The following is a 13,645-nucleotide window of genomic DNA, read 5'->3' as shown; positions in this document are numbered from 1 at the left end:
TCCTATGTGTTTTGAATGGCAGATTGTAATGTACGTATAAATCAAGTTCGTGTAAAGTATATACGTACAAATCAAAATGAGAAAGACATGGAACCATGCGAGCAACCTCCCCATTCGGCCGCCGACACCTTGGAGCTGCCTTATCGCGATCTCACCGTACTCGAACTCGGGCATAGTGTTGCCGCACCGTTCGCAGGCCAGATTCTGGCGGATTTAGGCGCACGGGTAGTGAAAGTAGAAAAGCCCAGCGGCGATGATGCGCGCGGATGGGGGCCACCGTTCATAGATGAAACCTCTGCGATATTCCAGGCGCTCAACCGGAACAAACAGTCGATCATATGCTCACTGCGTGACGCCGACCAAGTCGATGCACTTATCCACTTTATTGACGCCGAGGTCGATGTCGTTATTCAAAATTTACGCCCGGGCCAGGTAGACGATCTAGGGTTGGACGCGAAATCGTTGCGTGCCCGCAAAGCGTCTCTTGTGTACTGCAACATGGGCGCGTTCGGCAGCAAGGGGCCACTGAAGGACCGCCCCGGCTATGACCCGCTCATGCAGGCGTTCGGCGGGATCATGAGCACCACCGGGGAGGAAGGGCGGCCGTCGGTGCGGGTTGCCTCGTCTATCGTCGATATGGGCACCGGAATGTGGGCCGTAATAGCGATTCTCAGCGCTCTACAGTCTCGCGTCGCGACTGGGCAGGGTTCGCTTGTCGATGTCTCGCTTTTCGAGACATCAGCCACATGGATGTCGATCATCGCCGCTCAGGCCTCGGTTACCGGCATTTCGCCCGGCCGGTACGGCTCCGGCGCGGCCAGCATCGTTCCCTATAAGGCCTATACCACCACTGATGGCGAAGTGGTGGTCGCCGCAGGCAGTGATAGCCTGTTTCGCAAACTGGCTGTCGCCCTAAGTCGCGCAGAATGGGCTGATGATAAGCGGTTTTGTGACAACCCGGCGCGAGTTTTGCATCAAGCCGAATTGTATGGATTGCTCGATCCCATTTTTGCGACTAAATCTACGTCCGAATGGATGGCTTCCATGGAGGCGGCGGGTATTCCTGCAGCGCCGGTCAATACTGTGATGCAGATGCTCGAGCATCCACAAACGGCCGCGCTTGGTCTAATCCAGACTCTTCCCGGTTGTTCGATGCCCGTCCTCGGATTGCCTATCAGCTATGACGGGCATCGCCCCGTTCCCAGAAGTGCATCGCCAGTTCTAGGTGCGGACACTTCCTCCATCCTTGACCCTTATTTATCGATACTACAGGTACGCAACAATGTCCCTAGTTGACCAACACTACGACACCATCGAGCTGGCAAGACCTCGCGCCCATGTCTTGCAGGTCACTCTTAATCGGCCCGCATCTGGCAATGCGATCAGTACCCAGATGGGCCACGATCTGCTGAATCTATGGAATCGACTGACCGCGGATAGTGAAGACTATCGCTGCGTTGTCCTTACAGGTAGCGGCAATCGTATCTTTTGCGCGGGTGGCGACCTGAAAGAGCGTAATGGTATGAGCAAGAGTACGTGGCAACGGCAGCACGAATTGTTCGAGCGTATGTATTGGACTCTCATCGATATGCCGTTGCCGGTCATTGCAGCGGTTAATGGGCATGCCTATGCCGGCGGATTAGAGCTGGCTCTATCTTGCGATTTCATTTACGCCGACCTGGACGTCCGGTTCGCACTAACAGAAGTCACGCTGGGCATCATGCCGGGCGCGGGAGGCACCCAATTGCTGCCGCGAGCAGTGGGGCAGCGGCGTGCAAAGGAAATTTTAATGACAGGAGCCCCGTTCACGGCACAACAGGCCTTGGAATGGGGGGTGGTAAGCCAAATTTGTGATGGGTCTACGGCTGTCGAGCGGGCGCTCGACACGGCGGCTCGCATTGCAGAGAATGCGCCACTTTCGGTACGGCAAATCAAGAAGTCTGTCCGCTACGGCGGGGAGATGGAACTGCGTACTGCGCTGCGGTTCGAAGTCGAGGCCTACAACCATTTGGTGGATACAGAAGATCGCGTTGAAGGCGTACTCGCCTTCAACGAAAAGCGAAAGCCGATCTTTCAGGGCAAGTAAACATATAGTGTAAAAACAGGAGAAAGACGTGGAACGAGATGTAGTGATGCGCGAGGTGGGCCTGAGAGATGGAATCCAGGGAATAACCGACTTTGTGGAAACTGAGGACAAGCTACGGTGGATACGCGCTGAAGCAGATGCCGGAATGCCGGAGATCGAGGTGACATCCTATGTGCCTCCTAAACTATTGCCCCAATTCGCTGACGCGGAAGCGGTTACACGTGAATCACTGAGCGTGGTGGGGCTGAAAGTCGCCGCCCTTATTCCGAACATCAAAGGGGCCCAGCGCGGTTTCGAACTTGGTGTACATAAGCTGAACTTTGTAATGTCGGTCAGCGAGACCCACAACCAGAAAAATGTTCGTCGCAGCCGTGAAACGTCCCTCGAAGAGTTCCGCAGTATCGTTGCAAGCGCTCGAGAAATCCCGTCCCATAAAAGACCGGTGATATGCGGTGGTCTTGCAACCGCGCTGGGTTGCTCATATGAGGGCAAGATTGAGATTTCGGAAGTCGTGCGGTGGACGGTCGCCTTACTCGAAGCGGGCGCGGACGAGCTCATTATCCCGGATACGGTGGGCTATGCCGCCCCTGCATTGGTCAAACAGGTATTCCGCGCAGTGCTGGCTGAAGCCGGCGACATACCCGTGGCCGCGCACTTTCATGACACCCGAGGTACCGGACTTGCCAACTTGGCGGCGGCGCTGGAAACAGGCGTCAGGCACTTCGATGCGTCCCTTGGGGGGATGGGCGGTTGTCCATTCGCGCCGGGCGCCAGTGGCAATATCGTGATGGAAGACGCAGTGTATATGCTCGAGTCCATGGGTTTGCGCACCGGCATTGACATTGAAAAGCTGATTGGTGTGCGCGACGTGGTGACCAAGAGTCTGCCTAATCTGCGCCTGGATGGTGCCATATCACGAGCGGGTCTGCCTCGCGGTTTCTCCCCAGCGACAGCCAGCGCCGCTGCTTAGTTTCAAGCTCCGCTCGAATACAAAAACATCACTGCACTCGGCGGTTAGCCGTTGTGCCGGATAGAGGAATATATAGAATGACCACAGAACTGACCATGATGGAAGTGGGCGATGATTACACTGACATCCGCGAGAGCGTAAAAAGGATTTGCGCCGACTTCCCCGGTACCTACTGGAACGAGTTAGACGAACGGCGCGAGTATCCGGAGGCATTTGTGCGGGCCCTGACGGATTCAGGATTTCTGGGGGCACTCATACCGGAGGAGTACGGTGGGAGCGGAATGCAGCTAAGGGCCGCCGCTGTCATCCTTGAGGAAATCCATGCCTCGGGTTGCAATGCCGGAGCATGCCATGCCCAGATGTATACGATGGGAACACTCCTGCGCCATGGCTCCGACGAACAAAAGCAAATGTACCTCCCCAAGATCGCCAATGGGGAACTTCGCCTTCAGGCTTTCGGTGTAACGGAACCCACCAGTGGCACAGACACGACCAAGCTCAAAACCCGTGCAGAACGCCAGGGCGATCACTACATTATCAACGGACAGAAGGTGTGGACGTCGCGCGCACTGCAATCCGATCTCATGCTATTGCTTGCCCGGACCACTCCTTACGACCAGGTTCAGAAGAAGAGCGATGGGCTGTCAGTGTTCCTCGTGGATATGCGTGGGCTGATAGGCAAGGGGCTTGAAATACGACCGCTGAAGGCGATGGTGAATCACAACGCCACGGAAGTGTTTTTCGACAATCTCAAAATACCTGCGGACAGCTTGATCGGTGAGGAGGGAAAAGGCTTCCGTTACATCCTGGATGGCATGAACGCGGAGCGCATCCTGGTCGCATCAGAAGCGATAGGCGACGCGCGTTGGTTTATTGACACCGCTGTGAAATATGCCAACGAACGCCAAGTGTTCGATCGTCCCATCAGCATGAACCAGGGCATCCAGTTTCCAATCGCCCGGGCTTACACGGAGATGCGCGCGGCCGATCTGGTGCTGCGCAAAGCCGCAACGCTATTCGAGCAGGGTAAGCCATGTGGAGAGGACGCCAATATCGGCAAGCTGCTGGCGTCGGAAGCCTCGTGGCATGCAGGTGAAGCTTGCCTGCAAACGCATGGCGGATTCGGATTCGCGAGTGAATACCATGTGGAGCGCAAGTGGCGGGAAGCACGTCTGCTGCAAATCGCACCTATATCGACAAACCTGATTCTCTCTTATGTTGGGCAGCATGTACTGGGTATGCACCGGTCGTTTTAGGCATTAATACTGATAAGGAAGCAGAATGGGATTGACCCTAGAACTTGCAAGATTGGTGGCTGATGCTCGGTCGCAGGACATTGACGATGCCGCGCTCACAGCCGCAGGGCTCGGCTTTATGGATACCATTGCCACCGCGTTTGCCGGGGCGCATGAGGACGCGTCTCAAAAAGCGTTGGCATTCGCCCGAAAGCGTTCGATAGCAGACAGTGGACTTTGCGCCTTACCCTGGTTGCCAGATGCCTTGCCTGCATCCCTGGCCGCTCTCGTTTTCGGCACGGCCGCTCATGCGCTTGATTTTGATGACGTGGCTTTATCCGGCCACCCGAGCGCAGTCTTGGTTCCGAGCATTCTCTGCGAGGGGCTTGCCACAAGACGATCAGGTCGGACATGCCTCGAGGCGTATGTCATTGGTTATCAAGTTTGGGCAGAGCTCTTTCGCCGTGAGCCTGACCCCCTGCATACCAAGGGATGGCACCCCACGGCCGCCTATGGCGTACTCGCTGCGTCAGCCGCTATTGCATATATGCGCCAAACCAACGCACACGATATCGCTACTACGCTTGCAGTCGCGGCTAGCCTTTCAAGCGGACTGGTATCTAATTTTGGAACGATGACGAAACCCTTGCATGCCGGCCGCGCAGCCTCGCTGGCATTTGAGGCGAATGAATACACGAGTCTTGGACTCACGGCTTCGCACGACGCACTGGAGCACGATTCCGGCTTTGTGAATGCCATCTCGCCTGAAGGTCGAGCTGATCGGCTATCCCCAATACTGAGGGGCGGCGCGTGGCAGATTTCCCGCCACGGCCTCTGCATTAAGCAGTATCCCGTTTGCTATGGCGCTCACCGAGCAATCGATGGCGCTATCGATCTTGCTACAGCTTACGATATCCAGTTTGAAGACGTCGTACGCGTGGGTGTGGGCCTGGGGCGCTCACAGTTGGCCATGCTGCGTAATAATAGTCCCAAGACTGGCCTCGAAGCGAAGTTCTCAATCCAATTTGCGATCGCGGCTGCTATGGACCAGCGCTCTGTTTCGTTGTCCCAGCTGACTGATGAGTACGTTACGCGCCCTCACATCCAGAATTTCTACGAAAAGGTCGATACTTGGTGTATTGAAGAGCCTGATCCGGGCGATCCTACCTTCTCCCGGTACGATGAGGTACGAATCGATTTGAAGGATAGGCAGACCTTACACTCCGGCGACGTCTTATACCCCCGCGGACATGCCGAGAACCCCGTCACTGCCGAATCTTTGCAAAAGAAGTTCGATGATTGCCTGCAGCGTTTCGCCGCCGAGGAGAAACTCGCTACTGGTCGGGTGTCGCGACTCGACCCGGATGCGCTTTTCGTCAAGCTTGGCGCGATGGCTGCTTGCGAGGATGTCTCGTTCCTCTTCATACAATGAGGTTGACATGATAAGGTGCGAAGCACTAATTCCTTGGTCATCGGATCTCGTGACTTTGGGGCGACGCTATGCCGACCGGATTGCTGTGCAGGACGGCGCTAACGATCTAACGTACTCGGGGCTTTGCGCTAAAGCGCACGCGTTAGCGGCGGTGCTTTGCACACCTGAGCACCGCCCTGGACGACGCATAGGGGTATTGCTAGGCAACGGCATACCCGCTGTGGTGGCCGATTACGCGCTGTCCATCATTGGCGGGTGCATCGTGCATCTGAATCCCGCCTATTCGGAATCGGATCTTCAGTGGTGCCTGCAAATCGCACCGTTTGACCTCCTGATTACCGAGTTTGCTTTACTTGAGCGCGTGGCCGACCTGGGCATCGAGACGCTGGTCTTCGATGATGCTTCGCTTCAAAGCGCCCCAATGCCGGACCTTCCGTTGCCGGCGGTACGAGGTGGTACAGAAGCCCGCATCATCTTTACGTCCGGCTCCACTGGCAAGCCCAAAGCCGTGGTATATACGCAGCAAAAACGGTGGATGGCCGCCACCGTATTACGCAGTGTATTGTCCTATCGGCCGGACGCCAGCGGAGGCATTGCCTTGATGACGCCCTATGTGCATGGAGCCTCAAGCTTGGCAAGAGCCTACCTTGATTGCGGTGGTTGTGTCATTCTTATGGCTGGTGTTGACAGCGCACGCTTGCGCAGCGGCCTCCAGGTCCGCGAGATCGATGCGCTATTTGCGCCGCCCTCGGTTCTCGCCAAAGTGGCAGAGGCATTGGATGGAGACACCTTCCTGCATGTGCGGTGCGTTTATTCGGGTACGCAGCCATTGCCAGTCAGTACGTATCAGAAGGCCGTTGCGATTTTCGGCAAATCCGTCCGCATCACTTACGGAAAGAGCGAGAATCTGAATCCCATCAGTGTGCTCGATCCGCAGGAAGCTGATGAGGTGTATGCCGCAAACGATCCTTCCGCAGGAACGTGTACGGGCTATCTTGGTCCCGGTGTCGAAGTGAAATTGTCAGATTCCGGTGAAATTCTCCTTCGCTCACAACATGGTTATGATGGGTATCTAACGGAGTCAGGATTTATTCCCCAAACGGCAAACGATTGGCACGAAACGGGTGACCGAGGGTATTTTGACGAAGCTGGGCGCCTGTGGCTTACCGGGCGTACTTCAGATGTGATCAATACGGGCGGGTATATGGTGAGCCCCGATGAAATCGAAGCGGCGCTTTCCATAGAAGATGCGGCCAGGGAGATTTGTGTCTTAGGCTTGCCTTCCAGCTACTGGACGCAGATCATTGTTTGCGCCTACGTGCCGCGCGATAAGACTTCCAATTCGGCTACGGGTCTTATGAATGCGCTGACGCACCTCACCAAGTACAAGCGACCACGCTTATATGTCGCGATGAATAGTATGATCAGAACACCCGCGGGTAAAGTCGACAGACGAGCGACCAGAGACTGGATTATGGCCAACTATACTCTGATAGATGGGCCGTACCCCGTTCTGGAATTCAGGGGAACTGAGACAAGATAACAATTTGTTCTTTTCGACGCGGAGGCTCATGACCATGTGGAGTGCCGAGCGTGTCGCTAATCACATTGATTGACCAACTCCTAGACCGCGGACGTAAGGACATACGCAAGGACCTTGATTTCGGATCTGTATCGGCCGGTAGATGGTTGCTCGATCCTTTCATCTGAAGCCTGGCGAGCGCGCACTGCGAGTTGTGCGCATACGCAGTCACGAGCCTAGCAAGTTGGCATGTACCGAGACTTTCCTAGCTCGGCGTCCGGCAGCGGATGTTTCGATTAACCTTCCCGAACTACCTCTACGTTGATTTCAACGATTCATCCTTCCAGACCTACCCATCCCGCCGCAAGTTCGTCAGCGGAAGCGCCGTTTTATACGAAACTTGCTTGAGCGCGAAGCTGGAGCGAATTTTCTCGATTCCGGGAATGGGTGTGAGTTGCTCCAGGATAAAGCGCTCGAGCGCGGCAATGTCGGAAACAGCGACCCGGATCAGATAGTCTGAATCGCCTGTCATTAAATAACACTCCATAACTTCGTCGTGTACGACGATACGCTGCTCGAAATTGGCCAGGGCTTGCTTTGCTTGCGACTTCAGGCTGATGGATATGAAGACGTTTAATCCCAAACCCAGCGCGGCGGCGTTGGCCAGGGCAACATAGCGTCCAATAATTCCAGCGCTTTCCAGCGCTTTGACGCGTGCCAAACAGGGCGACGGGGACAAATGCACGCGCTTTGCCAGTTCGACATTGCTTAGTGAACCGTCTTGTTGCAGTTCGTCAAGAATTCGGAGATCTATCGTATCGAGCTTCATTATTTTGCATTCATGCTGTTTTGCAGCATTTTATGCTGAATTTAGGTCAAAATCATGTCGATTTTGATAGCACATTTTGGGCGAGCTTGTACACACTATATAGTCCGTCCCGACGCTCAAACTGTGCTGGAGCTTCCCATGAACGCATCACTTTCTCTTTCACATTACACACACGATCGCAGCGATACCACTATCGACATCGATCCCGAGGAAACGGCAGAGTGGCGCGAGGCGTTCCAGTCATTATTGGCGGCACATGGGCCTGCACGCGCCGGCTTCATGCTGGGCGAGCTGGAAAAGCTGGCTTCCAGTGCCGGAATCGCATGGAACGCCCCCCTGGGAACACCTTATGTCAATACCATTGCGGTAGATCGGCAAGCCCCGTTCCCCGGCGATTTGGCATTGGAAGAAAAACTGGGCGCGATCATGCGCTGGAATGCGCTGGTCATGGTGGTGCGCGCGAACGCAGCTTATGGCGAGTTGGGTGGCCACATTGCCAGCTATGCCAGCGCGGCTGATCTGTTCGAGGTGGGCTTTAATCATTTTTTCCACGCCCGCGAACACACCGCAGGCGGGCATGGCGGCGACCTGGTGTTTTTTCAGCCACACAGCGCACCAGGCGTCTACGCCCGCGCCTTTTTGGAAGGACGGCTTACGCAGGCCGACCTGCAACATTACCGGCAGGAACTCGAAGGCCCGTGCCACGGCGCGAGGGGGCTGTCCAGCTATCCTCACCCCTATCTCATGCCGGATTTCTGGCAGTTTCCCACTGGCTCCATGGGCATAGGTCCCATCAGTTCCATCTACCAAGCCCGCTTCATGCGTTATCTGACCCATCGAGGTCTGATCAGTTGCGAGGGCCGCAAGGTCTGGGGTGTCTTTGGCGATGGTGAAATGGACGAACCCGAATCCATGAGCGCCCTGACGCTGGCTGCCCGGGAAGGCCTGGACAACCTGGTTTGGGTCGTCAACTGCAATCTGCAGCGGCTCGATGGTCCGGTGCGCGGTAACGGCAGAGTCATTGACGAGTTGGAAAAACTGTTTCTCGGTGCCGGCTGGAATGTCATTAAAACGCTGTGGGGGAGTGATTGGGATGGTCTGTTTGCCCGCGACCATAATGGCGCACTGACTTCGGCATTATCCCGGACGGTAGACGGCCAGATGCAGACGTTTGCCGCCAAGGATGGCCGTTATAACCGCGATCATTTCTTTGGTCAGAATGACGAGTTGAAGCGATTGGTTGAAGGCTTGAGCGACGAGCAAATCGACAGGCTTCGGCGCGGTGGTCACGATGTCGTGAAGATCTATGCCGCCTATGCCGCGGCAGCTGAACATAAAGGTCAGCCCACCGTTATTTTCGCCCATACCAAAAAAGGCTACGGTATGGGCAGCGCCGGCCAAGGTCGCATGACCACGCATTCTCATAAAAAGCTGGATGCCGGTGATTTGATTGCGTTTCGCGACCGGTTCAAGCTGCCTTTGACCGATGAGCAAGTCGTGGGACTCGAATTCTACAAACCGGCGGCTGGCAGCCCGGAAATGCAATATCTTCATGCCAAACGTAATTCGTTGGGCGGCTACCTGCCTGCACGAAATACTGAGGTCGCCATCGTACCTGTTCCTGATTTGGAGCGTTACGGTCGATTCGCGCTTGCGGAAAGCGGCCGCGAAATGTCGACCACCATGGCTTTCGTACGCCTGTTAGGGGCACTTCTTAAAGACGATGGTTTGGGCGCGCGCATTGTTCCTATCGTGGCTGACGAGGCGCGCACCTTTGGCATGGCCAATCTGTTCAAGCAGGTTGGAATCTACTCCAGTGTAGGGCAGCGATATGAGCCTGAAGACATCGGTTCGATATTGCACTACCACGAAGCCATCGATGGGCAAATTCTTGAGGAAGGTATTAGCGAAGCCGGCGCGATATCCAGCTGGGTAGCCGCCGCCACCAGCTATAGCGTCCATGGTACGGCGATGCTTCCGTTCTATATCTACTACTCGATGTTTGGCTTCCAGCGCGTCGGCGATTTGATCTGGGCGGCCGCCGACCAGCGTCCACGGGGGTTTTTGATAGGTGCGACCTCGGGACGTACTACCCTGGCGGGCGAAGGACTCCAGCACCAGGACGGGACCAGCCACCTCGTCGCCAGCACCATTCCAAACTGCAAGGCCTACGACCCCGCATTTGCCTGTGAGTTGGCCGTTATCGTCGACCAGGGCATGCGCGATATGCTGGTCGATCAGAAAGACGTGTTCTATTACATCACCACGATGAATGAGAATTACGTCCAGCCCGCCTTGGTTGAAGACTCGGGCGATGGCATCTTGCGCGGCGCCTACCGGTTCGCGCGCTTTGAAGCCGCGGGCGCCGCCACGGCCGCGAACGGGAAGGCCGCCGGCTTGCCCACTCGCGTCACATTACTCGGCTCTGGTGCAATATTGATTGAAGTCATCAAGGCCGCAGAGACACTGGCGCAAATGGGTATTACCAGCGATGTGCTGAGCATCACAAGCTGGAGCGAACTGGCGCGCGATGGGCAGCGCTATCAATCCGCCCGCTTGGAGAACACGCCCTTGGAAGGCCAGGCCTTTATTGCAGAGCAGTTGGCAGACAGCGGCGGGCCCATAATTGCCGCCACCGACTACGTACGTTTGGTTCCCGAATCGATACGCGCCTACCTGCCGGCCGGACGGGAATATATTACCTTGGGCACCGACGGCTTCGGACGCAGCGACACGCGCGCGAAGTTGCGGCGCTTCTTTGATGTGGATGCGCAGGCGGTGGTGAATGCAGCGTTGATCAGTTTGGGGCAGAAGGCTCAGTGAGTGCAATCTACCCCATCCGTTCCGTCTGACGGTGTGAGAGAAAATGTTTTGCGGTAGAGCCGGAATGGACTTTGTGCACGACGCAATGCTGCCATGATGGTGGCCGGGAAGGAGCCGGACGTGGTGTTGAGCGTCTGTTATATTTACTGCGCAGCCGCCCCTTCGGTCACTCAGTCATTATAAAGAGGTATTCCATGCGATTGATCTCCAGGCTCTTTATGGGTGTGCTTCCCGCGATGGCCTGCGTAGCAATGACATTTCCCGCCTACGCGCAGAAAGCCGGTGCCCTTCCTCAGTCAATGACGCTCGTAGTCGGCTATGCGCCGGGCGGCGCAGCCGATACGGTCGCGCGCGCCTATGCCGAGCAATTGCGCAAGGATGGCGCCGGGATTGTTATTGTTGAAAACCGGCCTGGCGCGTCCGGACGGATTGGCCTTAATTATGTGAAAGATTCAAAGGCGGACGGCAGCACCATGTATCTGGTTCCGTCTCCGCTACTGACGATCTTTCCATTGACGTACAAAGCGCCGGGCTACAACGCCGAGACTGACCTGCGCGCCGTCGCGACACTGGTAGATATCCCGACCGCCATAGTCACAGGTGCATCGCAGCCATTTGACGGTATGAAAGATTATGTCGAATGGGCCAAGAAGAACCCTGCTGCGGTGACCAGCCTTGGTGTCGCGACCCTGGGCAGCTCGGGTCACTTGGGCATACTTGCCGTCAATGAAAATCATAATATGAAGATCGAACCGGTCGCCTATCGGGGTGCATCACCGATGCTCATCGACGTATCCAGCGGCGTCGTATCCATTGGATGGGACGCGGTAGCCAGCATGATGCCGCTTTACCAGGCCAAGAAAATCAAATTCCTTGGTGTTAGCGGTACCAGCCGGCTCGACGCGCTACCAGAGGTCAGGACACTTGCCGAACAGGGCTTTCCCGAATTCAAGGCCGCCACAAGTTTTTATGGCATTGTCGTCCCGGCCAAGACACCCGAGAACACGATCAAGGTACTTGAAGACGCATTCCTGAAAGCGTCCGAAGCACCGGCGTTGCGGGAGCAGCTTGCCGCGAAAGGCCTCGTGATGGCACCCGCCAAAGGCCAGGATATGGCAAAACGTGCACGCGATGAGCTTGCTTCGTGGCGCCCTGTTGTGGAACGCACGGGCATCGTAATGGACTGATTCAGTCGCGAAAGCCGCAATGGCGATCACGGTCGCGTGGCGGTTCTTTTCAAAATACGGGCTGGCCAATGGTTTCAGTGGCGCTTTCGAACACAGATGCGTTTCGCAACAACTCATCATCGCTGCCATAACGAGTCACAAATTGAATGCCTGTGGGCAATCCATCTCGGGCCTGTCCACAAGGAAGTGTGATGGCGGGATGTCCCGTCATGTTGAAAAGCATGGTCCACGGATACCAGTGGGTGCGAATTCCTTCATACAACTTTCCATCCATTTCAAAAGGATCAAACAAGTCCGTATCCAAAGGCAGCGCCGTCCTGGTAATCGTCGGCGTCACGAGCAAGTCAGCCCCGTCGAAAAGGCCCTGCATCCTTTTGAATAGCATGCTTCGGGTGAACATTGCCTCTTGGTAGGCGACCGCGCTGAACTCGCCTGCCGACAGGATCTGCCGACGAAAGGTTGCGCTGAACGTGTCCCCATGCTGCTCGATCAACGATAGGAAACGAGAGCGCCAAACCGTGTGATTGATGATTCGCCATATCGGCTCGACAATAAAGTCCTCGGCATCGAAAGGCTCCAGCATCGCGCCAAGACCCGCCAGCGTCTGAAGTGCCGCATCGAAAGTTTCGCGCACATCGGCCGACACCTCCCGCCCTTGCGGCGCATGACAATAGCGGACACGTTTACCACTCAGGTCACCTTGGTAGCGCGCGGCAGCGGCGTAGTCTGCACGTTTCAGTCCAATCGACCAGGGGTCCAGTGCATAGTCGCCGCACATTACCTGCAACATTAATCCGGTATCTGCTACCGTTCGCGTCATTGGTGTGACGTAGGTCTGATTCCCGAACAAATCCAGTGCCTGGCTGTGCGGGACAACGCCGTTGCTCTGTTTGATGCCCACCACGCCATTGCAGGCGGCCGGGATACGGGTCGAGCCACCGCCATCTGTCGCAATAGCCAATGGCGTAATGCCAGCTGCCGTAGCGACCGCCGCCCCGCCACTGGAGCCGCCGCTAGTTCGACGAGTGTCCCAGGCGTTGCATGTTTGACCAAATAGCGGTGAGCGCGTGAACGGCTGCGAACCGAACTCCGGCGTGGTTGTTTTACCGAGCAGTATTGCGCCCTCGGCCTTCAGCCGTGCGACTGCAGGGGCGTCTTCCGCAGGAACGTTATCTTTATAGAGCGTCGTTCCGAAAGTAGTCCGCACGCCGGCCGTATGGACGAGGTCTTTTACGGTATAGGGAATGCCATGCAATAGGCCCAGAGGGGCGCCGTCCATCATGGCTTGCTCGGCTTGGCGCGCCTGTGCCATCGCCTGTTCACCGCATAGGGTGATGAAACAGTTCAAGATGGGTTGAAGTTCGGCGGCACGATCCAGGCAGGCTTGCATAAGCTCCACTGGAGAAAGTTTCTTTGAACGGATCAATGTGATCAAGTCCGTGGCAGGAAGCAGATGCAGGGCGGTCATTTGCGGCTTCTGAATAAATGTGAAAGCACGATTGTAAAGATGATGGAAGCGCTATGGGTTCACCTAGTTTTAGGCGCATCTACTCAAGCAGCG

10 protein-coding genes are annotated in these 13,645 nt (G+C 56.1%); 8 read left to right on the top strand and 2 right to left on the bottom strand.

What is annotated here, in order from left to right; translation table 11 throughout:
• Positions 1-87 precede the first annotated feature (87 nt).
• The 6 genes from CR155_RS07900 to CR155_RS07875 all read left to right on the top strand — a co-directional run bounded on the left by CR155_RS07900 (position 88) and on the right by CR155_RS07875 (position 7,266).
• Entirely contained in the window at positions 88-1,296 is a 1,209-nt protein-coding gene (locus CR155_RS07900) for a CaiB/BaiF CoA transferase family protein (RefSeq protein ID WP_102069434.1), read from the top strand.
• The gene (locus CR155_RS07895) at positions 1,283-2,086 is read left to right on the top strand and encodes an enoyl-CoA hydratase/isomerase family protein (RefSeq protein WP_102069433.1); all 804 of its coding nucleotides are present in this window, start codon (positions 1,283-1,285) and stop codon (positions 2,084-2,086) included. Before CR155_RS07900 ends, CR155_RS07895 begins: the two co-directional genes overlap by 14 nt.
• A gap of 28 nt (positions 2,087-2,114) precedes the next feature.
• On the top strand, positions 2,115-3,056 hold the full coding sequence (locus tag CR155_RS07890) for a hydroxymethylglutaryl-CoA lyase (RefSeq protein WP_102069432.1): 942 nt from the start codon (positions 2,115-2,117) through the stop codon (positions 3,054-3,056).
• 77 nt (positions 3,057-3,133) lie between these two features.
• A complete protein-coding gene (locus tag CR155_RS07885; protein ID WP_199171702.1) occupies positions 3,134-4,312 on the top strand; it encodes an acyl-CoA dehydrogenase family protein in 1,179 nt (392 codons plus the stop codon).
• A gap of 25 nt (positions 4,313-4,337) precedes the next feature.
• Positions 4,338-5,723: an MmgE/PrpD family protein gene (locus CR155_RS07880; protein ID WP_102069431.1), complete on the top strand. Its 1,386-nt coding sequence runs from the start codon at positions 4,338-4,340 to the stop codon at positions 5,721-5,723.
• Between the two features lie 49 nt (positions 5,724-5,772).
• A complete protein-coding gene (locus tag CR155_RS07875) occupies positions 5,773-7,266 on the top strand; it encodes a class I adenylate-forming enzyme family protein (RefSeq protein ID WP_158238243.1) in 1,494 nt (497 codons plus the stop codon).
• Positions 7,267-7,594: 328 nt separating this feature from the next.
• Here the strand turns inward: CR155_RS07875 and CR155_RS07870 are convergent, their stop codons facing one another.
• Positions 7,595-8,074, bottom strand: a complete 480-nt coding sequence (locus CR155_RS07870) for an Lrp/AsnC family transcriptional regulator (RefSeq protein WP_102069429.1) — start codon at positions 8,072-8,074, stop codon at positions 7,595-7,597.
• A 138-nt stretch (positions 8,075-8,212) separates the two neighbouring features.
• Between CR155_RS07870 and mdeB the strand changes: the two genes are divergently transcribed.
• Together mdeB and CR155_RS07860 are read left to right on the top strand one after the other, a co-directional pair.
• A complete protein-coding gene (mdeB, locus tag CR155_RS07865; protein WP_102069428.1) occupies positions 8,213-10,897 on the top strand; it encodes an alpha-ketoglutarate dehydrogenase in 2,685 nt (894 codons plus the stop codon).
• A gap of 194 nt (positions 10,898-11,091) precedes the next feature.
• Positions 11,092-12,084 (top strand): Bug family tripartite tricarboxylate transporter substrate binding protein, encoded by a 993-nt coding sequence (locus CR155_RS07860; protein ID WP_102069427.1) that lies wholly within the window; start codon positions 11,092-11,094, stop codon positions 12,082-12,084.
• 49 nt (positions 12,085-12,133) lie between these two features.
• Here the strand turns inward: CR155_RS07860 and CR155_RS07855 are convergent, their stop codons facing one another.
• Positions 12,134-13,552, bottom strand: coding sequence for an amidase (locus CR155_RS07855; RefSeq protein ID WP_102069426.1), 1,419 nt, complete (start codon positions 13,550-13,552; stop codon positions 12,134-12,136).
• Positions 13,553-13,645: the final 93 nt, after the last annotated feature.

The organism is Pollutimonas nitritireducens (genome assembly GCF_002849615.1).
GTDB classification, from domain to species: Bacteria; Pseudomonadota; Gammaproteobacteria; order Burkholderiales; family Burkholderiaceae_B; genus Pollutimonas; species Pollutimonas nitritireducens.
The sequence above is the reverse complement of the archived record's forward strand: the minus strand, read 5'-3'. Positions and strand labels throughout refer to the sequence as shown.

Coding starts and splice junctions, on each gene's coding strand:
- CR155_RS07860 (WP_102069427.1), top strand. CDS start 11,092: ATGCGATTGATCTCCAGGCTCTTTATGGGTGTGCTTCCCGCGATGGCC.
- CR155_RS07880 (WP_102069431.1), top strand. CDS start 4,338: ATGGGATTGACCCTAGAACTTGCAAGATTGGTGGCTGATGCTCGGTCG.
- CR155_RS07885 (WP_199171702.1), top strand. CDS start 3,134: ATGACCACAGAACTGACCATGATGGAAGTGGGCGATGATTACACTGAC.
- CR155_RS07855 (WP_102069426.1), bottom strand. CDS start 13,552: ATGACCGCCCTGCATCTGCTTCCTGCCACGGACTTGATCACATTGATC.
- CR155_RS07870 (WP_102069429.1), bottom strand. CDS start 8,074: ATGAAGCTCGATACGATAGATCTCCGAATTCTTGACGAACTGCAACAA.
- CR155_RS07895 (WP_102069433.1), top strand. CDS start 1,283: ATGTCCCTAGTTGACCAACACTACGACACCATCGAGCTGGCAAGACCT.
- CR155_RS07900 (WP_102069434.1), top strand. CDS start 88: ATGGAACCATGCGAGCAACCTCCCCATTCGGCCGCCGACACCTTGGAG.
- mdeB (WP_102069428.1), top strand. CDS start 8,213: ATGAACGCATCACTTTCTCTTTCACATTACACACACGATCGCAGCGAT.